This window comes from Kribbella sp. NPDC023855 (genome assembly GCF_040639475.1).
Lineage (GTDB): Bacteria > Actinomycetota > Actinomycetes > Propionibacteriales > Kribbellaceae > Kribbella.
In genome coordinates this window covers 225,403-247,479 of record NZ_JBFAAA010000010.1, presented here as the reverse complement: position 1 = coordinate 247,479, position 22,077 = coordinate 225,403, and the positions used below count along the sequence as shown (strand labels likewise).

Below are 22,077 nucleotides of genomic sequence, written 5' to 3'. Positions count from 1 at the left end.
CCCGCCTGCTGCTAGCCTCTCACCGGCCCGCCGCTGACGCTCGTCACATGCGTCGAATACTGATCGTCATCGCCCTCCTGATCGCGCTCGTCCCGCCCACGGCGGCCGAAGCCTCGACGAACCTCGTCCGGAACCCTGGCTGGGAGTCCGGAACCCATCCCTGGATCGCGCTGGGTGGCACGGTTGCCACCGGCGGCGCCCGTACCGGCACCTCAGCCGCAAAGTTGTCCGGCGGCGAGGCGACGTTCGAACAGACCGTGGACAACCTGCTGCCCAACACGACCTACACGCTGACCGGCTGGGCCAGGACCGACAGCCAGGGGGTCTGGATCGGTGTCAAACGGTACGGCGGTACCGAGACCAATGTCCGGATCACCAGTCAGACGTACACCCGGGGAGAAGTCACCTTCACGACCGGGAGCACTTCCCATTCGGCCGTGATCTACTTTTACAAGAACGACATCGGCAACACCGCCTTCGGCGACGACTTCGACCTGGTCCCCACGGCGACGCTGGGTCGCGAGCACGCGGCCAACGGCGGATTCGAGCAGGGCAGTCAGAGCTGGAGCCCGATCAACGCCCGCGTGGTCGACAGCAACGCCCGGTCCGGGACGCGAGCCGCCCAGTTGTCCGGCGGGGAAGGCACGTTCGAACAAGTGGTCACCGGACTGTCCGCCAACACCACGTACCTGCTGACCGGCTGGGGGAAGACCGACAGCGCCGAGGTCTGGGTCGGGGTGAAGCGCTTCGGCGGTGTGGAGACCAACCAGAAGATCACGTCCAGCACGTACACGAAGGCGACAGTCACCTTCACCACCGGGCCCACGAACACGTCCGCGGTCATCTACTTCTTCAAGTACTCGATCGGCAACACCGCCTACGGCGACGACTTCAGCGTCCAGCCGGTACCGGCCACCCTTCCGCAGGCGTGGACCGAGAACGCGCTGACCAGCGTCTTCCCCGGCTCAGGACGGTCGGCGACGGCCGGCAACGGGATCTCACTGGTTGCCGCGCGCAACGAGTACGAGTCCGGGCAGGTGGTGCTCAGATCGCCCGGCGCGTTCAGCGTGGACAGCGTCCGGCTGCCCGATCTGCTGGCCGGGACTAACAAGATCCCGGCGAGCGAGCTGCGGTACCGGTTCGTCGGCAACATCTACTTGCCCCACAATTCCAGCAACGTCAGCGGAACCGTGGCGAGCGCGCCCGGATACTTCCCGGAGTACCTGCTGAACGACACGACGCGAACCGTGCCGGGCAACACCAGCCAGTCGATCTCACTCACGGTTCACGTGCCCCGGGACACCCCACCCGGCATCTACCAGGGCACCGCCCAGGTCGTGACCACTGGGGGGACCGTCTCCGTACCGGTGCAGGTCGAGGTGGCGAACGTGACGCTGCCCGACTCCGCCCAGGGCGCGGTGAACTATGCGAACTACACCTACATGTTCGGCTTCCAGCGCGGCCCCGACGACGTCAAGCAGATCTACAACCTGACCAAGTACTCCACGGCGTGGTGGGCCCTGATGGACAAGTTCGCCGCCGACATGGTGGAGCACCGCATCAACGCCCAGTGGATCCCGACCATGGACCTGCTGATGGACGGCGGCTCCACGATCCAGCCGGACGGCACCGTCGATTTCCGCTGGGAACGCTTCGACCAGGTGGTCGACTTCCTGATCAGCCGCGGCGCGGCCAAGCGGTTGCTGTCCGAGAACTTCCTGCTGAAACCGGCCGATGACCGGTACGCGGTCTGGGGGATGCGCAACACCGGAGGCACCACCACCGTCACGTATCTCGACTACGGCACCGCTGAGGGCAAGAACTTCGCGGTCAAGTACCTGGACGCCCTGCGACTGCATCTCAAGGCGAAGGGCTGGTACGAGAAGTGGACGATGAACCTGGGCGACGAGCCATGGTCGGCCGCACACCTCGCCACGATGCGACAGGTCTACGACGAGCAGATCTCGGTCCGGATGCCCGGCGTCCCGGTGTCGTCGCCGCACGGCTACTCCACGCCGGACCACCAGACGACGTTCAGCGGCCGGGTCAAGGTGCTGGTCCCCCTGCTGTCGGCCTACGAGGACAACCGTGCGTACTACCAGGCTCGTAAGGCCCAGGGCGACGAAGTGTGGACCTACATCTGCATCGTTCCGCAGGGTGACTACTACAACCGGTTCATCGACCTGCCACCAGCCAGGCTGCGGCTGATGAACTGGTACAACTTCCGCGAAGGCGTCACCGGCACCCTGCACTGGGCGTACAACAACTGGCACGAGGATCAGGCGAACTTCCCGACACCGGGTGACGTGACCATCGTCTACCCCGATCCCGAGCACGGCACGATCATGAGCAGCTTGCGGCACGACACGATGCGCGACGGCGTCGAGGACTACGAACTGTTCGCCATCCTGGCCCGCCGCAACCCGGCAGCCGCTCAGAGCCTCGCCACCACCCTGGCCCCGACCGCCAAGTACCAACCGGTCGACCCAGCCACCTTCGCAGCCCGCCGAGCCCAACTCGTCCGCGCTGCCGCAGGCGGGTGAACCCGGTGACATCGCTGTCAACCCCGGCTAGGTTGGCCCCTATGTTGCGCAGACTGAGTTTCCTGGTCGCCGCCGGACTTGCCGCGGCGACCCTGACCTCGACCACCGCGGGCGCCGCGCCCGCCGCACCGGCCGGGACCCGGCCACCGACCGTGCAGTGCGAGTTCACCCCGACGCCGGAGAACCCGGCCGCCAAGCCGGTCACCATCCCACCGGCGACCGCGGTCGCGAAGGGGACCGTCGACGTGTTCTTCGCGACCAACTACGGCTCGTTCGTGGTCCGGATGGATCGCGCGAACGCGCCCTGTGGCGTGTCCAGCTTCGTGCACCTGACCAACAGCCGGTTCTACGACAAGACCCAGTGCTTCCGGCTGACCAACTCCGCGCGGCTCGGTGTCCTGCAGTGCGGTGACATCTACCGGCAGGAGGAGGGCGGACCGGGGTACAAGTTCCCCGACGAGGTGACCGGCAAGGAGACCTACCCCCGCGGCACCGTTGCCATGGGCAACCAAGGTCCGGGAACCAACGGCAGCGAGTTCTTCGTCGTGCACTCGTTCGCCAACATCCCTCCGAACTACACCGTGCTCGGCCGGGTGATCCACGGGATGGCCACCTTCGACCGGATGGTCAAGGCCGGCATCGCCGACCCGGACCTGGACGGCCCGCCGGTCCGGCCGATCCGCATCCTCAAGGTCCTCGCCTTCGACTGACGCCGGCGGTGGCCGCCGGCCGGTAACCGGCGGCGGCCACCCGGGCGGTCAGTCCTCGGGCTTCCAGACGTTCGTGCGGGTCATGCCGGCGGCGCGGCCCTTGGCGGAGATGACGAGGGCCATCTTGCGGGACGCCTCGTCGATCATCTCGTCGCCGAGCATCACCGCGCCGCGGGCGCCACCGGCGGCCGAGGTGTAGTGGTCGTAGGCGTCGAGGATGTTCTCGGAGTGGTCGTAGTCGTCCTGGCGCGGCGAGTAGACCTCGTTCGCGGCGGCGATCTGGTCCGGGTGTAGGACCCACTTGCCGTCGAAGCCGAGCGCGGCCGAGCGGCTCGCCACCCGGCGGAAGCCGTCCAGCTCCTTGATCTGCAGGTACGGCCCGTCGATCGCCTGCTTCCCGTACGCCCGGGCGGCCATCAGGATCTGCATCAGGATGTAGTGGTAGGCGTCGCCGACGTCGTACCCGGGCGGCTGCTCGCCGACCACCAGCGACTTCATGTTGATCGAGGCCATGAAGTCGGCCGGGCCGAAGATGATCGTCTCGACCCGCGGCGAGGCGGCCGCGATCGCGTTCACGTTGGTCAGGCCGAGCGCGTTCTCGATCTGCGCCTCGATTCCGAGCCGGCCGGGCTCCAGGCCGTGCACCTTCTCCAGCTGGGTCAGCAGCAGGTCGAGCGCGACCACCTGCTCGGCGGTCTGCACCTTCGGCAGCATGATGCAGTCGAGGTTGGCACCGGCTCCGCCGACCACCTCGATCACGTCGGCGTAGGTCCACTCGGTGGTCCAGTCGTTCACCCGGACCACCCGCGTCTTGCTGCCCCAGCCGCCCTCGTTCAGCGCGGCGACGATGTTCTTGCGCGCGTCCACCTTGGCGATCGGCGCGACCGAGTCCTCCAGGTCGAGGAACACCTGGTCGGCGTCCAGGCCCTTGGCCTTCTCCAGGAAGCGCGGGTTCGAGCCGGGCGTCGCCAGGCACGAACGCCTGCTCCGGAAGGCCTTGCCGGTGGTTGTCTCGTCAGCCATCGCCGCATCCTCAAAGGTCGGTTACCCGTCAGTCACTCGCAGCGTACGGCGAAACCACCCGCTCGGCGCCGGTGACATCCCTCACGCCAGTCGGCGATGTGGTGGGGGTCACCGGAAGACAGCGACCCCGATGTGGGTAATGATCGTGCAGTGCTGGAGCCACTCGGTCTGACCCGCGCTGAGCAGGACCTGTATGAGCGACTCGTGTCCAACCAGCCGCTGACGCAGGCGGAAGTAGGCGATCCGGTCGCCGCCGACCGGCTGGTGGCACTCGGCCTGATCACGCTCATGCCGTCCGACCCGCCGCGCTACCTCGTGCTCCCGCCGGACATCACCCTGGAGCTCCTGGTCCGCGACCGCGAGCTGGAACTGGCCAAGGCCCGGCAGGAGACCGTCCTGCTCGCCACCCGCTTCCACACCAGTACTGCGCGCCACGAGCCGCCCGAGCTGATCGAGGTACTGCGGGGCGAGGCGGAGATCGCCGACGGGATCGAGCGGCTGGTCCGCAGCGCCAAGGGCGAGCTGTCCTTCTCGGACGCGCCGCCGTTCATGGAAGACCCGTCACAGGTGGACCAGGAACCGCTGGAGAAGCTTGCCGAGATGGACATCACCATCCGGATCCTCTACGACCGGACCCGCTCGGTGGACCGGCCGGGGCGGCTGGCGGCGCGCGTGCGCGGCGTCAACGACGGCGAGCAGGCCCGGGTCGGCGACGTACCGCTCAAGATGCTGCTGACGGACGGGCCGATGGCCTTCGTCCCCATCGACGTCAACGCGACCAAGTACACGGCCGGTCTGCTGATCCACGACCCGGTCCTGGTCGCCGGGCTGCAGGGCCTGTTCGAGCAGCTCTGGAGCCGGGCCATTCCGCTGGCCACCTACGCCGGGCAGTCGAGCAGTGCGGACGAGCCCACGGACCAGGAGCGAGACTTGCTCGCCCTGCTGATGTCGGGGCTCACCGACAGCGAGTCCGCCGCCCAGCTGGGCTGGACCGAGCGCAGTGTGCGGTCAAGGATCGAGCGGATGCGACTACGGCTGGGTACCGACACCAGGTTCCAGGCGGGCTACCAGGCTGTACTGCGGGGATGGTTGGACCCACATGACGGATGACCTGAGCGTGCTCGGGCTGACACCGGCCGAGCACGCGGCGTACCGGGCTCTGGTTTCGCATGAGCCGGTGGCGGACAGCGACGCGGTGACAGCCCTGGTGGACAAGGGGCTGGCGACGCTGGTGGACGGCGTCCCCGTCGCTGTGTCGCCGGACATCGCGCTGGAGGTGCTGCTGGTCGACCACGAGCAGCGGCTGCGGGAGGCCCGTGAACACATCGCCGCTCTCAAGGTCGCCTATCGCAAGCATGTGACCAGGCCGACGCCGACACTGATCGAGTACGTGAGCGGTGTGGCGGCTGTCCGTCAACGGGTTGCCCAGGTCCAGCAGGCGGCGCGGTCCGAGGTGCGTAGGTTCATCCGGTCGCAGCAAGCGCCTGTCGTGCTCCATGTCGAGTGCAGGACCATCTACGAGGCCGCAGTACTGCCGGCGGACGCTCCTGCCGAGGCGCGAGTGGTACCGGTGCTGCCGCTGGAGTTGTACCTCCTCGACGAGCGGCTGGCGCTAATAGTGCTCGGGGAGGATCGTGCGGCGATCCTGCAGCCGTGTGGGCTGCTCGACGCCTACCAGGAGCTCTTCGAACGGCAGTGGGAGCGAGCGCTGCCTGCTGTGCCGGACGATGCGGCAGAGACGCGTCTGCTGATCTCCCTGCTGCTGTCGGGCTTCTCGGACCACGCGATAGCGCAGGAGCTCGGGGTCAGCCCGCGGACGGCTCAGCGCAAGCTGGCGGCGCTACTGCACGACCTGGGTGCCCACACTCGGTTTCAAGCGGGAGTGCAGGCTGCCATCCGTGACTTGTGACACCCTGTGCAGGTGACGACTGACGAGGCTGTTGCAGAGATCGCCGGGGTGATGAAGAAGGCCGGCCTCGTCTGGTTGTCGTGGAACGGCGGCCGGCCCGCCCCGGCTTGGTTCGCCACAGTTGACGGTGCGTACGTAGTACTGGCTGACAGGGCTGGGAGTGCTGAGCAGCCGCTGCCCGGGTTGGCTGAGGCGGGCACGGCTGAGGTCGTAGTACCGGCCAAGCCTGCGACTAGTCGGCTGGCGGGCTGGAAGGCCGCAGTACGGCGGCTGGAGCCCGGCAGCGAGGAGTGGACCGCCGCAGCCCAGGTACTGCGAACTGAGCGGCTCAACGCCGACGGTCTGGACACTCAACTCGACCGCTGGCAGTCCGAAGCCGACCTGCTCGTCCTGGAACCCACCGGCGAAATCACCGAGGCCGCGGGCCGGTACGACGACCGCCTGCGACTGGAGACGCCGGCAGGCAGTCCTGCCACCACTCGCGGCAAACGCCCGCTCACCCTCCACCGCCGCTCCAGCCGCAGACCCAAGCTCACCTGACGGTCACCGGGCGCCGGGACAATGTACGGAGTTTTACTCCTGGGGCACTAGCCTCAGTGGCATGAGCGGATCACCGTCGCGCGTTTACATCGCCCGGCTGGCCGGTCTCCCGGTGTACGACCCGAACGGGGACCAGGTCGGCAAGGTTCGCGACGTCGTCGTCATGCTCCGGCAGGGGACACAACCGCCGCGGGTGCTCGGGCTGGTGGTCGAGGTGTTCACCCGGCGGCGGATCTTCCTGCCGATGACGCGGGTGACGTCGGTCGAGGTCGGCCACGTGATCACCACCGGGCTGGTCAACATGCGCCGCTTCAAGCAGCGCACCACCGAGGTACTGGTGCTCGGTGAGCTGCTGGACCGGACCGTGACGATCCGCGAGTCGGGTACTGAGGCGATTGTCTTCGACCTGGCGATGGAGCAGTGGCGGACCCGCGACTGGGTGCTGTCGAAGGTCGCGGTGACCGAGGGCGCCAAGCGGTTCCGGCGGCGCCGGGGGCAGTCGCACGTGCTCGACTGGGCCGATGTGAGCGGCTTCGCGCAGATGGAGGAGGGCCAGGGCGCGACCCACATCCTGGCCGCCTTCGAGTCGATGAAGCCTGCCGACCTGGCCGGAGTACTGCACGAGCTTTCGCCCAAGCGGCGCAAGGAGATCGCCGCGGCGCTGGACGACGAGCGGCTGGCCGACGTACTGGAGGAGCTGCCAGAGGACGACCAGGTGGAGATCCTGGCCGGCCTGGACACCGAGCGGGCCGCGGACGTGCTCGAGGAGATGTCCCCCGACGACGCGGCCGACCTGATCGCGGAACTGCCGACCGACACGGCCGAACGGCTGCTGACCCTGATGGAACCGGACGAGGCCGAGGACGTTCGCCGGTTGCTGACCTACGAGGAGCGCACGGCCGGCGGGCTGATGACGTCCGAGCCGGTGATCCTGCCGGCCGACGCGACCATCGCCGACGCGCTGGCACACGTCCGCAACGCGGAACTGAGCCCGGCCCTGGCCGCGATGATCTACGTCTGCCGGCCGCCGCTGGAGACCCCGACCGGCCGGTTCATCGGCGTCGGCCATATCCAGCGGCTGCTCCGCGAACCGCCGTCCGCGCTGGTGTCCGTTGCCCTGGACACCGATCTCGACGGGCTCCGGCCGGACGACAGTTTGCATGCCGTGAGCAAGTACCTCGCCACCTACAACCTGGTGGCGGCGCCGGTACTGGACGACGAAGGCCGGCTGCTCGGCGCGGTCACCGTCGACGACGTACTGGACCATCTGCTCCCCGACGACTGGCGCGAACCCGATCAGCAGGAGGTGGACGGCCATGCCCCGTGACGACCGCAGTACCGACGAGCGCCGGTTGACCCGGCCGGCCGCCGACCGGCTGGACATCCCGCGCGAGCTGCGCCGGACGATCGTGCGCCGGCGCGCGTACGACGCGGACGCGTTCGGCCGGCTGTCCGAGCGGATCGCGCGGTTCCTCGGCACCGGCCAGTTCCTGGTCTACATGACCGCCACCATCGTCTTCTGGGTGGTCTGGAACATCTTCGCGCCCGAGCACCTGCGCTGGGACCAGTACCCGTTCATCTTCCTGACCCTCGCGCTCAGCCTGCAGGCCTCGTACGCCGCTCCGCTGATCCTGCTCGCGCAGAACCGGCAGGAGTCGCGCGACCGGGTCCAGTACGAGCGCGACCGCGACGTGGACGCCCGGACCCGGGCCGACATGGAGTTCCTGGCCCGCGAGATGGCCTCCCTGCGGATGTCCGTCGGCGAGGTCGCCACCCGGGACTTCCTCCGCTCGGAACTGCGTTCCCTGCTGGCCGAACTGGAACTCAAAGACCGCGAGGACGACCGGGTCTGAGCGCACGGCCTGAGGCAACTCAGCACCGCGGCCGGTGTTGGCTCCGGCTACGTCGGCCACCAGGCGGCCTTCCGGCGGGACGGGTTCTGGCGACCAACTCGACAGCCGCGAGACCACCGTGGGCCTCACCGACCGGGTGGTGCTGCTGGCCGCTCTGAAGGCTTTGCCAGAGCAGTGAGCTCGTCGTGGGATGCAGCGTCTGCTGGGTCGGCGGGATGCCAGGTGTCCAGCTCGGCGAGGCAGCGGGCTGAGTATTCGAGAGGTGCTCGCCGGTGGGGTCTGCGAGGGTGTAGCGGTCGAAGTCGCCGAGCAGGAAGAAGGTGACCGCCCGGCCGCGTGGGGTGCTCGTCGAGGTTGCTGGTGGTGCGCAACTGCGCCAGCAGGTTGCGGTCGTTGCGCGGGCTGAGCGTCTTCTCCCGCCACTTCTCGAGCGTCGCTCAGCACCCCCGGTCATCCCGCGACCCTGTCGACCGCGAGGGCTCTCCCGACCCGCCGTCGAGGTTAGGGTCGCCTTGCCGGACCTACGTCACATGGACCGGAATGGGTGGGTGTGCGGGGAGCACGTAGCCTGGTGGGCATGGCCCCAACTGCTGACCAAGTGACCGCCGCACTCGGTGGCGTCATCGACCCGGAGATCAAGAAGCCGATCACTGAACTCGGCATGGTCGAATCCGTCGTGGTGAAAACCGACGGCGTGGTCGCGGTGAAGATCCTGCTGACCGTCGCCGGCTGCCCGATGAAGGACACGCTGCGCCGCGACACCACCGCCGCCGTCAGCGCCCTGGACGGCGTGACCGGGGTGGAGATCGAGCTCGGCGTGATGTCGGCCGAGCAGCGCGCGGCCCTGCAGACGCAGTTGCGCGGAGGGGTGGCGGAGAAGGAGATCCCGTTCTCCCGGGCCGACTCGCTGACCAAGGTGTTCGCGATCGCGTCCGGCAAGGGCGGCGTCGGCAAGTCGTCGGTGACGGTGAACCTGGCCGTCGCGATGGCCGCCAAGGGGTTGTCGGTCGGCGTCCTGGACGCCGACATCTACGGTCACTCGATCCCGGCGATGTTCGGGGTCGCCGACGAGCGGCCGACCGCGGTCGACGACATGATCATGCCGGTGCCCGCGCACGGCGTGAAGGTGATCTCGATCGGCATGCTGAAGCCCAAGCGCGACCAGGTCGTCGCCTGGCGCGGGCCGATCCTGGACCGCGCGCTGGTGCAGATGCTGGCCGACGTCTACTGGGGCGACCTCGACGTCCTGCTGCTCGACCTGCCGCCGGGCACCGGTGACATCGCGATCTCGGTCGGCCAGCGGCTGACCAGCGCCGAGGTCATCGTCGTGACCACGCCGCAGGAGGCCGCCGCCGAGGTGGCCGAGCGGGCCGGGACGATGGCTCAGATGGTGCACCAGCGCGTGGCCGGCGTGATCGAGAACATGTCCTTCCTGCCCTGTCCGCACTGCGGCCCCGAGCACCGGATCGAGATCTTCGGCTCCGGCGGTGGCGCCCGGGTGGCGGCCACGCTGTCCCAGCGCCTCGGGTACGACATCCCCCTGCTGGGCGAGGTGCCACTGGACGAGCGCCTCCGCAGCGGCGGCGACATCGGCGAGCCACTGGTCAAGGCGGACCCGGACACCCCGGCTGCCCTGGTCCTCGGCCAGATCGCCGAACGCCTGGGCGGCAAACCCCGAGGCCTCCTGGGCCGCCAGTTGGGCCTCTCCCCCGTCGGCCGCTGACCACCTGCCGCGATCGAGCGCGCCGCGGTGGAGAATCCTGGGCTGGTGACTGATCGGCTGCGGTTGCGCACCTGGCGGGACGACGAGGTCGATCGGATCACGAGCGCCCGGACCAACCAGGCGACTGCCCACTTCCTGCCGTTCATCCCGCAGCCCTTCACCGCTGAGGACGCACGGTTCTGGCTGAAGGACATGGCCGAGCAGGCGGCCGCCGGTCTCCGCTTCAACTGGTGCTTGGCTGACCTCACGTCAGACGTTGCCCTGGGCAACCTCACGTTGTTCAACCTGCGCGACGGCGAGGGCGAGATCGGTTACTGGCTGCATCCCGAGGCCCAGGGACGAGGTCTGACCGCCGAGGCGGTGCGAGGGGTAGCGCGATGGTTCTTCGCTCCTTCCCCCGAGGGCTTCGGGAGCCGGCGCCTGGTGATCCGCACCGCCGCCACCAACCTTGCTGCCCGCCGAACTGCCGAAGCAGCCGGCTTCCGCCACGTCGACACCGAACGCGAGGCCTTCGCCCTCCAGACCGGCGGGCCGGACGACCGCGTCACCTACGAACTCCTTGCACCGCACCCGTAGCCCCCGCCGCTGACGGCGAGGGCTACGGGCTGTTGGGATCTACTTCAGCTTGTAGGCGGAGATGACGGATTGGTCGGTGGTGTTGCCGGCTCGGTCGACCAGGTGGGCTCGGAGCGAGACCGTCGGGCCGGCCGGGGTGATGAAGGCGGCCTGGTAGCCCTTGGTGGTGCGGGTGACCAACGCCTGCTTCCAAGTGGTGCCGTTGTCACCGGAGACCTCGACCTTCAGCGACTTGAGGTCCGTTGCGCCGTCGACCACAACCGGCAGCACGGTGACCTTGGTTCGGTCCGCCAGATTGTCGCCGTCGACCTTGGGCTGGAAGCGGACGGTGCTGATCGACACCGGCGTCGCCTGCGTGGTGGCCGCCGAGGTGAAGGTCGCGGTCAGATCGGCACGCGTCGCGAACTCTGTCCGTGACTGCGTTCCGGTGGTCACCAACTTGTACGCCGCCTTGCCGGCCGGCAGGCCGTCGGCGATCAGGTGCCAGTGGCCGTCATTGCTCGCCACCTGGACACCGTCCCGGTACAGAGTGATGCTCGCCGAATCCATCGCGGTACTACCGTAGTTGCCCTCGGCGTCACCCAAGCTCCCGGCCAGCACCTCCAGCATCGTGCCTGTCCGCGCAGCCCAGAAGACGCGCGGGCCGAACGCGGCCGTGTTCCACCGCTCCTCGTAGGTCCGTCCGGCGCGGTACATCCGCGGCGATACGCTCTCCTGACTCCAGTAGTACTCCGGCGGGAAGCCGTCCGACATGGCGTCCGCCGCACCGAGCCAGCCGTCCGGGATTTCGTCGTAGTAGTAGCTGACCGTCCGTTTCTGGTCGAACCTGATGCCGCTCGCCGCTGGGGCGATGCCGGAGATCACCGGCCAGACGAACCGCACGGCACTGCCCCCGGACGTGGCGTTGATCGTCGAGGTCACCGTCGCAAGGTCATCCGGCCGCGCGACGCGCTCGAAGCCAGTGGCGAACACCCCCGGCTGGGTTCTGGCCAGCTGGTACACATAAGGCGTGTTGGTGAAGCGGCCGTCCGCACCGCGCTTCGCCAGCTGCGACGTCACGTAGCCGGTCAGCTGCGCAGCCGGCAGCGTCGGACCGGTGCCGAGGGTGTACAGCGCATCCCGGGCCACAGCCATCCCCAACGAGAAGCGTAGTGCGCCGGGCGTCGCCGACTGCCGGGTGAAACCAGCCTCGGTCCTCACCTGTTCGGCATCCGCCGCGGGCGCGCTCTGGCGCACGGGCTTGGCCAGCCGGGCGTCGAGGACGACGGTTCGATCGGCGTCGAGGGTGACGCTCGGAGCGGCCATTTCGTAGATCGCCCAGTCGTCCGCGGCGCGCTCGTGCTCCAGGAAGTGCTCGACGACGTAATCCCCCTTCGGCAGCTTGACCGTCAGCGTGCCGTTGGTGTCATAACGGGTCAGCTCGGGGTTGTCGACGTCGATGATCGCCACCGGGTAGACCGACGGCGCACCGGCCGGATCGATCGTCTTCACGGTCAGGTTGTAGCTCTCGACCTCCTTCTCCACAGCGACCGGTACGCCGATCGTGTGGCCGCCGCCGGTCGCGACGATCCGGCCGGAGTAGAAGCCGTCCGGCCCGGTGTGCTTGGTGTTCGACGTGACCTGGACCGAGGCGGTCTGGCCGGCCGGCACGGTCACCGTGGTCGCGCTCAACTGCAGCGCACCCGCGGGTGCCGGGCTGCCGGCCGCGTCGTTGAAGGTCGCCGCCAGCTGCAGCGTGACCGCCTCGTCGCCGAGATTGCGATAGGTCAGCGTCTTGGTGACCGGCTCGTCGTCGGTGTGCGGATAGGTGGCCAGCCCGAACGACACATTGCCTTCCACCGCGACCACGTTCTGCTTGACCGCAGCGGCGACGTCGATCCGCCCGGCCCCCTGCTGGACCGCCGTCTGGTCCGCGGCCGCCTTGGCCGATCCCATCAACGTGCTCTTCAGCTCGCCCGCCTTCCACGCCGGGTGCTGCTGCATGAGCAGGGCCGCCGCACCAGCGGTGTGCGGGGCAGCCATCGACGTACCGGACAGCTGCAGGTACTGCTCGCCGACCGGCTCGCCGATGATCGAGTCCTTCGCCTTGGCGGCGACGACAGCGACCCCGGGCCCGGTCACGTCCGGCTTCAGCGCACTGTCGCCGACCCGCGGTCCACGACTGGAGAAGTCGGCCAACTGGTCCTGCTTGTCGACCGCTCCGACGGTCAGCGCGGCGTCCGCACTGCCCGGTGAACCGACGGTCCGGGCGGCCGGACCGGAGTTGCCGGCCGCGATCACGAACAAGGCTCCGGTCTCCGCGGTCAGCCGATTGACGGCCTCTTCCAGCGGATCGACCTCCGGGGTGTCCGGACCACCGAGGCTCACGTTGATGACAGCGGCCTTGACGTCCTTGGCAGCCCACTCCATCGCGGCCACGATCGCCGAGTCCGGACACTGGCCGAAGCCGTCACAGACCTGGCCGTCGTACAACCTCGCGTCCGGCGCCACACCCTTGTACTTGCCGCCCGACGCGGCACCGGTGCCCGCGATCGTGGACGCGACATGCGTGCCGTGCCCGAAGTGATCGCCGGCCTCGGCATCGGTGAAGTTCTTCGCCTCCACCACCTGACTCGCCAGATCCGGATGCGACGCGTCGATCCCGGTGTCGAGGACGGCGACCTTCACGTCCTTGCCGGTGTAGCCGGCCTCCCACGCGGCCGGAGCACCGATCTGCGGGACCGTCTGGTCCAGCGTCACCTGACGCATGCCATCCAGCCAGATCTTGGCCGACCCACCCGGCTTCGCCAGGAAGGCGCCGGCTTTCGCCTTGTCCACCGCCAGGGCCGCACCCTTGATCGACGGCAGCTGCCGCTTCACCTTCGCCCCCACCGGCGCGCTCCGCTTGGCCGCCCCGTCGTACGTCGCCAGCACGGGGATCACCGTGGACGACGCGTCGTCGTACCCGGCCTTGATCAACCCGGTCACGTCGAACAGCCGCTTGTCCAACCGTCCGGCGCCGATCGCCTTGGTCACATCGGACGGAATCACGTACGCGTGATCCCCCGAGCGATAGGTCTGGAAGCTGACCCGGTCCCGGCCGGCTCCGCGTTCGATCGACTGCTTCGCCGGATCCCCGCCGTGCAGGACGACCCGGTCGCCGGTGATCAGCGTGACGTGGACGTCTTTCCCAGCAGGGGCAGGGGGTTTGCCGGCTACCGGCGCCGCACCTGCCTGTGCGGTCACCCCGGACAGTGCAAGACCCGCGATCGCCACAGCGGCGATCGCGGGTCTCGTTCTCGAACGTCGAGCCATGTCAGGCCCTCCCAGATCTCGGTCGGAGTCAACGGACCAAGACGGATGGACCGAGATCTGAGGTTGCATGCCGCAGCGGATTCGACGTTAGCTGAATCACCGGCGTCCGCCGAGGCGGTTCAGGTCAGGGCGTCGTCCAGCTGACGGCGTCCAGGTAGACCGCACCGGTCCAGCCGGGATTGTCCACCTCCACGCCGATGTACTCGATGCTGGTGACGGCCGGCACGGTCAGCGTGAGCGTCGTCCAGGCGCCCGGCGTCAGCACCTTCTCCTGACCGAACCGCTCGATGAACGAGCCGTTGTTGCCATCGGTGACGTAACCCTTGGCCTCCACCGGGTGGGTGGCACTGGCCGGCAGGTACACCTTGTAGGTCACGACCGAGCCGACCGCGAGACCGGTCAGGTCCGAGGGCGAGTGATAACCGGCGTACTGCTCACCGGTCTGCGGCAGCTTCAACGACCGCGTGCCGGCGAACTTGTACGTGGTCGAGGACGAAATCGCCGTACCGTCCCAGTCGACCGCCCACCCCTGGACGCCACCACTCTCCCAGCCGAACCCGGAGTACGCGGCCCAGGCCTGCCCACTGCCCGCCGCCATCGCGCCGAACGTCAAGGCAACTGCCGAGACGACCCCGAAAACCCGTCGCAACCGAAAAGTACGCATGACAGATCGCATGCAAAACCCCCCTTTGTCGATACATCCCCCGGAGCATCAGACAGCTCCCCGTCATCGATCTTCCTTGCTCACAAGGGCTCTGGCAACAGCACAAGCCCGCTCGCCGGAAGGTCAGTCGTTTGCTGTCCTGCTTGCGCTTTCGCCGCTCGGCAGGTGCTGGCGCCTGCCGTGGTAGCGGGCGGCGTACGCGGTCGGAGGTTCGCTGAACATGCGGGTGAAGTCGCGCGTCAGGTGGGCCTGGTCGGCGTACCCGAGGGTGTCGGCGAGTGTGGCCCAGTCGATCGGCTTGGCTTCGTCCATCCGGTCGACGGCCTCCTGCAGGCGGTAGCGGCGGATCACCCACTTGGGCCCCACACCGACATGCTCGGCGAACAGGCGCTCCAGTTGGCGGACGCTGAGCTCGAGGTGCCTGGCGAGGAGATCCACTCGTTGGATGCCCGGCTCTGTGGCGATCGTTTCGACAGCTGCGGTGGCGAGGTCTGCTGAGGGATCGGATGCCGGTAGTCGCTGCCGGAGCATGGCCTCGATCAGCGGGATCTCCGGACGATCCGGTACGCCGGCGAACACTTCCGCGGCGGGCACGGATCGGTCCGTGATCGACCGCACTGCCGTGCCGAGGAAGGGCCGGAAGCAGCCGGGCCGAAACGTCACACCGAATGCGCAGCTGCTGCCGGCCAGCTCCCGGAAGGTGTGCCCACGAGACACCCCGTGAACTTCCGGGAGGCCGCCGCAGCGGTACGACAGGTTCACCTGTGGCAACGCGACGATCAACTGCCGGTACGGCGTTGTGTACCGCCAACTCACATGCCAGTAGCCCACCACGAACCGCGCGAGATCCTCGGACGGCTGGAAGAACTGATGACGCTGATGCCGCGGCCAGTCGAGCTCGCGCCTGTCGCGTTTGTTCAAGACAGCCATTTCGTCCCAGACCTAACCTGTCCGGCATGCATGGACACCACTTGATGATTCGAGCCGCCGCAACAACCGCCAAGGTGGTCGACGCGATCGAGCCCGGCCAACTCACCGCGCCGACCCCGTGCGCGGAGTACGACGTACGAAGCCTGATCAATCATCTCCTCTTCTGGGGCCCGTCACTCGAAGCTGCCGCTCACAAAGAAGCGCTGATGCCACCCGCCGCCGCGGAAAGCGACATCGACCTCACCACCGGAGACTGCACCGCCGACCTCGCCGACCAGCTACACCGGATCGCCGACGCCTGGAGCGACCCGGCGGCCTGGGAGGGGGTCACACCCCTAGGCGGCCAGGACTCCCCCGCCCCGCTGATCGGCGGCATGATCCTCGTCGAGCAAGTAATCCACGGTTGGGACCTGTCCCGCGCCACAGGCCAGCACCCCACCTACGACGAGGATGTCCTCGACTACGTGCACAACGAGACGCTCACCCATGCAGCGTTCGGCCGCGAAATGGGCCTCTACGGCCCGGAAATCCCTGTTCCATCCAATGCTGCGCAACTTGACCGGGCACTCGGTCTGACGGGGAGAAATCCTCAATGGACGCCTGCGTAGCCTCAGGTCGACGCGGTGCGGCGTTGGTAGATGGTGAGCAGGGTGCTGTCGCCGTACACCGTTGCTTCGCTGAGGGTCCACGCGGTCTTGTCCGGTGTCTGGGCCCAGAGCCGGCGGCCGTGGCCGAGGATGAGCGGTGAGGTCATCAGGTGGATCTCGTCGACGAGGTCGAGGGCGAGAAGGCTCTGGGCGAGTTGGATGCTCCCGGCAACGGAGATCTCACCGTCGACCTCTTGCTTGAGCCGGGTCACCTCCTCTGCCAGGTCGCCGCTCAGGACGGTCGTGCCTGCCCACTCGGGGTCGGTCAGGGTGCGGGAAACGACGTACTTGGGCATGGTGTTGTACTTGTCGGCCAGCTCGCCCTCGTACTGCGGCCAGGCTTTGGCGAACCCCTCATAGGTTTTGCGCCCGAGGAGCAGCGCGGCGGCCTGGAGCGATTCGGCCTCCTTGTACCGTTCGCCGTCGCCGCGATCGAACTCGAAGCTCCAGTTCTGGTACTTGAAGTCCTCTCCCCCGGGCGCCTCCACGACGCCGTCGACGGAGCTGAACTCGGTGAGGACGATCCTGCCCATCTCAGTTCTCCTTGATGAATGCGCGCAGCGCGGCGGCCAGTACGTCGGCGGTGGTCGAGTGCTCCTCACCGGGCACCGGCGTGAGGGTTGCGGTGGACAGATGCGCGGCGATGGCGCGGGAGCCCGCGGCCAGGGCCGGCCAGGTGTCGATCCCGTGCATCACCAGGACCGGGACGTCGATGTTCTTCCACAGCTCGGGACGCAGCGGCTTGCCCGAGAGTGTGTCGCCGACCTGACGGCCGTCGTAGGCGAGCGTGGGGGCGATGGCCTCGAGCCCTGCCCAGAAATCCTGCTCGCGCATCCCGGCGACTGCCTCGTCGGGCAACATCGCTGCGGCGGTCATGAACAGCGCGACCGCATCGCCCGGGCGGCCGTCGGCGATGGCCGCGTCGAGGCGCTGGACGTAGTCGTCGGGCAGCGGCGGGCGGGCGGCGTCGACGGCCGCGTTCGGCTCGAACAGCGCGAGCCGCGCCATCGGTACGCCGTCCTGGGCGGCGTTGAGGGCGAGATTGGCGCCGGAGGACCAGCCGAACACGGTCGCCGGGCGCCCCTGACCGGTCTGCTCGATGATCGCCTGAAGGTCCTCGAACTCGCGCTCGACGGCGTACGGAGAGGTGTCGTTGCTCTCGCCGCGACCGCGCCGGTCGTAGTTGATGACCAGGAACTCGTCGGCGAGCAGCTCCGCCGTCTCCTGGTTCAACGGGTTCGTGGCGCGATAGGCGGTCGCGCCGTCGATGATGACGATCGGGTCGCCGGCGCCCCACGCCGTGTAGGCGATGGTCGTGCCGTCGGCTGAGGTGACGGTGCCTTCTGACATTGGCGTGGCCTTTCGTGTGTGCGCGGTGTCGGTCACCGCTTGCGCACAACGCTATGAGCCGGCCACATCCTCGGGCTTGTACAGAAGCGACAGTGGATCGGCGGTTGGATCCGGCTCTCGCAGTTGCGTGGCGGTCCGGCCGATGAACCGTTGCAGGGAGCGGGCCAGGTGCGGCTGGTCGTAGTACCCGACCCGATGCACGACCTCCAGGGCGGGGACCCCCGCGCTGAGCAGGACCGCCGCCTCCCGCGCTCGTTCGATCTGACGGATCGCGCCCTGGGTGAGTCCGGTGGCCGCGGCCACGCGGCGTTGCACCGACCGCGATCCGACCCGCGCGGCCCCGCCCCACACCACCTCGTCCACAAGCGGGTCACGGACCAGTACGCCGGCCCGCACCAGCTTCTCGACCAGCAACTCCGCGTCGTCGAAGTCGGGAATCTGCCACTCCTCGCCGCGCAGGAGGAACGTCCGTTCGGTCACGTGAGGACTGCCACGGCCGCCGTCGACGAGCTCGCCGATCGGAAGATGAGGCATCGAGGCGCCATGCGCGAAGGTGATCCCGAACGACTCCGAGTCCCCCACCGTCTCGGCCCTCGACGCCGTCGTCTCCGGCCCGCGCACGGCGGCGTGCATGACACCTTCCTGCTCCCAGAAGACCAGCTCCCAGGTCGATGTGGCGATCGAGGTCATCTGCTCCACCCCGGAGGTCCACCCACGCCAAACCCGCGCCACGTACGGCGAATCCGACCCCCGATGCTCACTCTCCACCGGCACGCTCCACCCCCAAACAGATCACCACGCACCCCGTCGACAGCGAGACCCGAGCCCGTCCTGTACGAGGTCGCCTCTGCGTCACGCGGCGAGCGTAACAACGCCGAGCACCACCACGACGAGGATTTTGAGATGGCGCAGAACACGCCATGCGCTCCGCAGTCACCCCAGCCATTCGGGTTGCCCCGCACCACCACCTTCATCGGCCCTGCGGGCGGCCTCACCCGACCACTTCGCCTTCAACAAGCGGGCGACGGAGGAGCCCGCGCCCCGGGGTGGGTGGGAGCTAGCGCCGCGGGAGCGACGCAGGAGCGAGCAAGAGCGCCAGCGTGGGGCTTTAAGTGGCTTCGGGGTCGAAGGGGGCTCGCACTCCGGCCGGCAGCCTTTGCGGCGTCATCATGTCGTGGCTGTTGGAGACCGGCTTGTCGTCGAAGTCGTCGTCGATGCCGTCGAGCAGGTGTTTGCGGACGAAGCTGCGCGGGTTGAGGTCGCGGACGTCCAGGTCGGCGAACTCCGGGCCGAGTTCTTCGCGCAGGTCGTTCTGGGCGTTGTTGACCATCTGGCGGACCTGGCGCAGCAGCCGGCCCGCGGTACGGGCGAACTCGGGCAGCCGGTCAGGGCCGAAGACGAGGATGGCGACGATCGCGATCACAGCCAACTCGAGCGGCCCGATGCCGAACATGGCCCCACCTTTCCCAACCCTCAGCGTTGCGTTGCGCCGCGGACAGCGTAGCTCGCGGCTGGTCGACGTGCCGGACGGGTCAGCCCGTCTGCTGGCCCAGCGTCACGGTGACCTGGCGTGCCTTGCCGGCCCGCTCGAAGTCGAGCCGCACGCTTTCGCCCGGCCGGTGCGCGCGGATCGCGACGATCAGCGCCTCGGCCGTGTCGACCGGTTGGTTGTTGATCCGGATGATCACGTCACCGGTGCGCAGGCCGGAGCGCTGAGCGGGCGAGCCGGGCGTGACCTCGCTGACCCGGGCGCCGCCTTCGAACTGCATGTCCACGTTCGCCCCGATCACCGGGTACGACGCTTTGCCGGAGGCGATCAACTGCTGGGCGGTACGCCGGGCTTGGTCGATCGGAATCGCGAACCCGAGCCCGATGTTGCCGCTGGTGCCTTCCTGGGCACCACGCACGGTGGCGATCGCGGAGTTGACGCCGATCACGTGCCCTTCCATGTCGACCAGCGGGCCGCCCGAGTTGCCGGGGTTGATCGCCGCGTCGGTCTGGAGCGCGTTGATGTAGGAGATCTCGCCTTCGCCGCCGGCGGTGACCGGGCGGTTCTTGGCCGAGACGATGCCGGAGGTGACCGTGCCGGCCAGGCCGAGCGGCGAACCGATCGCCACCACGTCCTGCCCGACGACCGCCTTCGCGGACTCACCGAACTGCACCGACGGCGCGTCCACGCCGACCACCTGGACCACGGCCAGGTCGTACGCCGGTGAGCGGCCGACCAGGCGCGCGGTGGAGGTCTTGCCCTTCTGCGTCACCACCTGGATCGAACCGCCGGACGCGGCGGCCGAGACGACGTGATTGTTGGTCAGGATGTGGCCGGAGTTGTCGATGACGAAGCCGGAGCCGGTCGCGTTCGAGTTGTCGGCGCCTTCCACCTTCAGCTGTACGACGCTGGGCAGCAGCGCCTGGGCGATGGATGCGACGGAGCCGGTCTTGACCTTCGGGTCGGCGCCCTGGCCGACGGGCGGACCCGCCTGCTCGTCGACAGGGCCGTTGCGGTCGAGGGCGACGACAGCGGCAGCTGCACCGGCACCGGCGATCAGGCCGACGATCAGGGCGACGATGGCCGCGAGGCCGATCACCTTGTTGGGCTTCTGCGGCGGAGCCGGGGTGTAGGCGCGGGCCTGCTGCTGGTGCCAGTCCAGCGGCGGCGGAGGCGTGTACGTCGGTTGCTGCGTCGGCCAGGCCTGTCCCGGGTACACGGGCCGGAACGCCGGCTCGTCAGGCATCCCGAAGCTCCGCTGGGTCGTGGAGCGGCCATTGCCCTGCGCGTACGCCGTACTGCTGCCCGGAGTCGGCAGCGGCATCGACCCGGCCGCAGGACTCGGCGGAGTCAAAGCAGACACCGCAGGACTGGCCGATCCCGAGGTGGAAGCTGAAGCCGAACCAGCAGGAGCCGGACCAGCAGGCCCAGTCGTAGCAGGAGCCGGCCCAGCAGGAGCAGCAGCAGGAGCCGGCCCAGCGGGAGAAGTGGGTGCAGGGGTCACGGGCACCGGCGTGGTGAGTGCCGAGGCTGCATCGACGAGAGTGGGTTCAGCGGACTCGACGGGCGCCGTACCGGCGTGGGAGGGGGTGGGTGGGATCTCTTGGGTGCTGTCCGGAGCCGCTGGGTTTTGCGGGTTCCGGACAGTCGGCTCGGCGTCATCCCAGCTCACGGTGCCCGCCTCAGGTCGTCGTCGTCTCGGTAGTGGAAGTACCTGCACCGGGGTGCCGGGAAGTACTCCCTCCAGTGATTATCCCAGCTTGCGGGAGAGCGCACCCATCGGAGTGAGCCAAGACGCGATTTTGGCCAGTCCCGTGCCCATCCGTTCGACCGCGGTCACCTTCGGTGGCGGCACATGCGGGAAGGCCTCGACCACCTGCTGCAGCGTCTCGAACGGCAGGTCGCCGACCAGCGTGTAGACGATCCCGCCGGACGACCAGACCACGTACGACGGCATCCCGTACCGCTGGTACACCCGGGCGCCCTCGGCCGTCGTGGTGGCCGTGTAGCCCGCGACAGCCGACGGGTCGAGCTCCCCTCGCTGCTCGAAGAGCGACACGTTGAAGAGCCCGTCGGAGTACGAGAACTGCAGGGACTTGGTCATCTGGTCCTGGTGGACGTCAAAGAGCTGCAACGAGGCCGGCAGCGTGGGCGCGCAGGTCCAGCCCTGCGACCGGAGTCCGTCGATGTTGCCCAGTCCGACCGGCTCCACGCTGCCCGGAGCCATCGGCGGCAGGTGCCCGATGAACTGCGAGCCCTCGATCTCCAGGTCGGTGAACACGGTCGCCCGGACCATCGTCTTGCCGTCGGCGCTGAACAACTGCCGCTGCAGCAGCAACCCGGTCGCCCGGTCGATCCAGAACCGCGCCGCCAGCGTCTGGTCGGCCCGCAACGCCTCGATCAGTACCGCGGCCCGGCCGATTGTGTCCGTGCAGCACTTGTAGACCAGCTCGTACGTCGCTTTGAGGATCGCGAGCGGCCCGCCGTCGACAGTCGGCCCCACTGCGTGGTTGGCCCGCTGCACGAACGCCTTGGCCCCCGGCGACGCGGCCGACCCGACCACGCTGATCTCCGACCCCTGCGAAGCAGCGTGGACGATGTCGAGCATCGCCGAGCTGGAGCCCTGCGGTCCCCAGGAGGTGATGATCTGGGTGCCGTGGAAGGACACATGATCCGGTGCCGCCGCCGCGCGTTCCAGCCAGGCGACGGCGGTCGGGTTGTCTTCACGCTGACCGACCGGTGCGGGCGCGGCCCCCGCGGGCATGGGCAGGCCGAAGCCGATCAGCGCAGTGCCGACCAGCACGGCGAGCCTGGAGAGGCTCACAG

General features: G+C 68.6%; 20 protein-coding genes. 10 read left to right on the top strand and 10 right to left on the bottom strand.

Annotated features, from left to right (window positions below; genetic code table 11):
• Window positions 1–47: 47 nt before the first annotated feature.
• Both AB0F51_RS30090 and AB0F51_RS30085 read left to right on the top strand, forming a co-directional pair.
• Window positions 48–2,543: a glycoside hydrolase domain-containing protein gene (locus AB0F51_RS30090; RefSeq protein ID WP_360285310.1), complete on the top strand. Its 2,496-nt coding sequence runs from the start codon at window positions 48–50 to the stop codon at window positions 2,541–2,543.
• Between the two features lie 41 nt (window positions 2,544–2,584).
• Window positions 2,585–3,253 carry a peptidylprolyl isomerase gene (locus AB0F51_RS30085; protein WP_360285308.1) on the top strand — a complete coding sequence of 223 codons (669 nt, stop codon included), beginning with the start codon at window positions 2,585–2,587 and terminating at the stop codon, window positions 3,251–3,253.
• A gap of 48 nt (window positions 3,254–3,301) precedes the next feature.
• Here AB0F51_RS30085 and AB0F51_RS30080 read toward each other — a convergent pair whose 3' ends face one another.
• Window positions 3,302–4,276: a CoA ester lyase gene (locus AB0F51_RS30080; protein ID WP_360285306.1), complete on the bottom strand. Its 975-nt coding sequence runs from the start codon at window positions 4,274–4,276 to the stop codon at window positions 3,302–3,304.
• 150 nt (window positions 4,277–4,426) lie between these two features.
• On the opposite strand from AB0F51_RS30080, the gene AB0F51_RS30075 reads away from it, so the two are divergent.
• The 7 genes from AB0F51_RS30075 to AB0F51_RS30045 all read left to right on the top strand — a co-directional run bounded on the left by AB0F51_RS30075 (window position 4,427) and on the right by AB0F51_RS30045 (window position 10,877).
• Window positions 4,427–5,386, top strand: a complete 960-nt coding sequence (locus tag AB0F51_RS30075) for a hypothetical protein (RefSeq protein WP_360285304.1) — start codon at window positions 4,427–4,429, stop codon at window positions 5,384–5,386.
• On the top strand, window positions 5,376–6,185 hold the full coding sequence (locus AB0F51_RS30070; protein ID WP_360285303.1) for a hypothetical protein: 810 nt from the start codon (window positions 5,376–5,378) through the stop codon (window positions 6,183–6,185). The genes AB0F51_RS30075 and AB0F51_RS30070 overlap by 11 nt, the downstream gene beginning before the upstream one ends.
• 12 nt (window positions 6,186–6,197) lie before the next feature.
• Window positions 6,198–6,725, top strand: coding sequence for a hypothetical protein (locus AB0F51_RS30065; RefSeq protein ID WP_360285302.1), 528 nt, complete (start codon window positions 6,198–6,200; stop codon window positions 6,723–6,725).
• Between the two features lie 61 nt (window positions 6,726–6,786).
• Window positions 6,787–8,052: a CBS domain-containing protein gene (locus AB0F51_RS30060; RefSeq protein ID WP_360285300.1), complete on the top strand. Its 1,266-nt coding sequence runs from the start codon at window positions 6,787–6,789 to the stop codon at window positions 8,050–8,052.
• Complete coding sequence (locus AB0F51_RS30055; protein WP_360285298.1) at window positions 8,042–8,578, top strand: DUF1003 domain-containing protein; 537 nt, start codon at window positions 8,042–8,044, stop codon at window positions 8,576–8,578. Before AB0F51_RS30060 ends, AB0F51_RS30055 begins: the two co-directional genes overlap by 11 nt.
• Window positions 8,579–9,155: 577 nt before the next feature.
• Window positions 9,156–10,301 (top strand): P-loop NTPase, encoded by a 1,146-nt coding sequence (locus AB0F51_RS30050; protein ID WP_360285297.1) that lies wholly within the window; start codon window positions 9,156–9,158, stop codon window positions 10,299–10,301.
• A gap of 45 nt (window positions 10,302–10,346) precedes the next feature.
• Window positions 10,347–10,877, top strand: coding sequence for a GNAT family N-acetyltransferase (locus AB0F51_RS30045; protein WP_360285295.1), 531 nt, complete (start codon window positions 10,347–10,349; stop codon window positions 10,875–10,877).
• Window positions 10,878–10,916: 39 nt separating this feature from the next.
• Here the strand turns inward: AB0F51_RS30045 and AB0F51_RS30040 are convergent, their stop codons facing one another.
• The 3 genes from AB0F51_RS30040 to AB0F51_RS30030 all read right to left on the bottom strand — a co-directional run bounded on the left by AB0F51_RS30040 (window position 10,917) and on the right by AB0F51_RS30030 (window position 15,765).
• Window positions 10,917–14,171 carry a S8 family serine peptidase gene (locus AB0F51_RS30040; RefSeq protein ID WP_360285294.1) on the bottom strand — a complete coding sequence of 1,085 codons (3,255 nt, stop codon included), beginning with the start codon at window positions 14,169–14,171 and terminating at the stop codon, window positions 10,917–10,919.
• Window positions 14,172–14,295: 124 nt separating this feature from the next.
• Window positions 14,296–14,847: a hypothetical protein gene (locus AB0F51_RS30035; RefSeq protein WP_360285293.1), complete on the bottom strand. Its 552-nt coding sequence runs from the start codon at window positions 14,845–14,847 to the stop codon at window positions 14,296–14,298.
• Between the two features lie 111 nt (window positions 14,848–14,958).
• Window positions 14,959–15,765 (bottom strand): helix-turn-helix domain-containing protein, encoded by an 807-nt coding sequence (locus tag AB0F51_RS30030; protein ID WP_360285291.1) that lies wholly within the window; start codon window positions 15,763–15,765, stop codon window positions 14,959–14,961.
• Between the two features lie 26 nt (window positions 15,766–15,791).
• Between AB0F51_RS30030 and AB0F51_RS30025 the strand changes: the two genes are divergently transcribed.
• The gene (locus AB0F51_RS30025) at window positions 15,792–16,373 is read left to right on the top strand and encodes a TIGR03086 family metal-binding protein (protein WP_360285290.1); all 582 of its coding nucleotides are present in this window, start codon (window positions 15,792–15,794) and stop codon (window positions 16,371–16,373) included.
• A 2-nt stretch (window positions 16,374–16,375) separates the two neighbouring features.
• Here AB0F51_RS30025 and AB0F51_RS30020 read toward each other — a convergent pair whose 3' ends face one another.
• From AB0F51_RS30020 to AB0F51_RS29995, 6 genes are all read right to left on the bottom strand, one after another.
• On the bottom strand, window positions 16,376–16,945 hold the full coding sequence (locus AB0F51_RS30020; protein WP_360285288.1) for a dihydrofolate reductase family protein: 570 nt from the start codon (window positions 16,943–16,945) through the stop codon (window positions 16,376–16,378).
• Between the two features lies 1 nt (window position 16,946).
• Window positions 16,947–17,762, bottom strand: coding sequence for an alpha/beta hydrolase (locus AB0F51_RS30015; protein ID WP_360285286.1), 816 nt, complete (start codon window positions 17,760–17,762; stop codon window positions 16,947–16,949).
• Window positions 17,763–17,813: 51 nt separating this feature from the next.
• Window positions 17,814–18,452 carry a helix-turn-helix domain-containing protein gene (locus tag AB0F51_RS30010; RefSeq protein WP_360285284.1) on the bottom strand — a complete coding sequence of 213 codons (639 nt, stop codon included), beginning with the start codon at window positions 18,450–18,452 and terminating at the stop codon, window positions 17,814–17,816.
• A 418-nt stretch (window positions 18,453–18,870) separates the two neighbouring features.
• A complete protein-coding gene (locus AB0F51_RS30005; protein ID WP_360285283.1) occupies window positions 18,871–19,215 on the bottom strand; it encodes a sec-independent translocase in 345 nt (114 codons plus the stop codon).
• A 79-nt stretch (window positions 19,216–19,294) separates the two neighbouring features.
• On the bottom strand, window positions 19,295–20,614 hold the full coding sequence (locus AB0F51_RS30000) for a trypsin-like peptidase domain-containing protein (RefSeq protein ID WP_360285281.1): 1,320 nt from the start codon (window positions 20,612–20,614) through the stop codon (window positions 19,295–19,297).
• A 387-nt stretch (window positions 20,615–21,001) separates the two neighbouring features.
• The gene (locus AB0F51_RS29995; protein ID WP_360285279.1) at window positions 21,002–22,075 is read right to left on the bottom strand and encodes a sigma-E factor regulatory protein RseB domain-containing protein; all 1,074 of its coding nucleotides are present in this window, start codon (window positions 22,073–22,075) and stop codon (window positions 21,002–21,004) included.
• Window positions 22,076–22,077 lie beyond the last annotated feature (2 nt).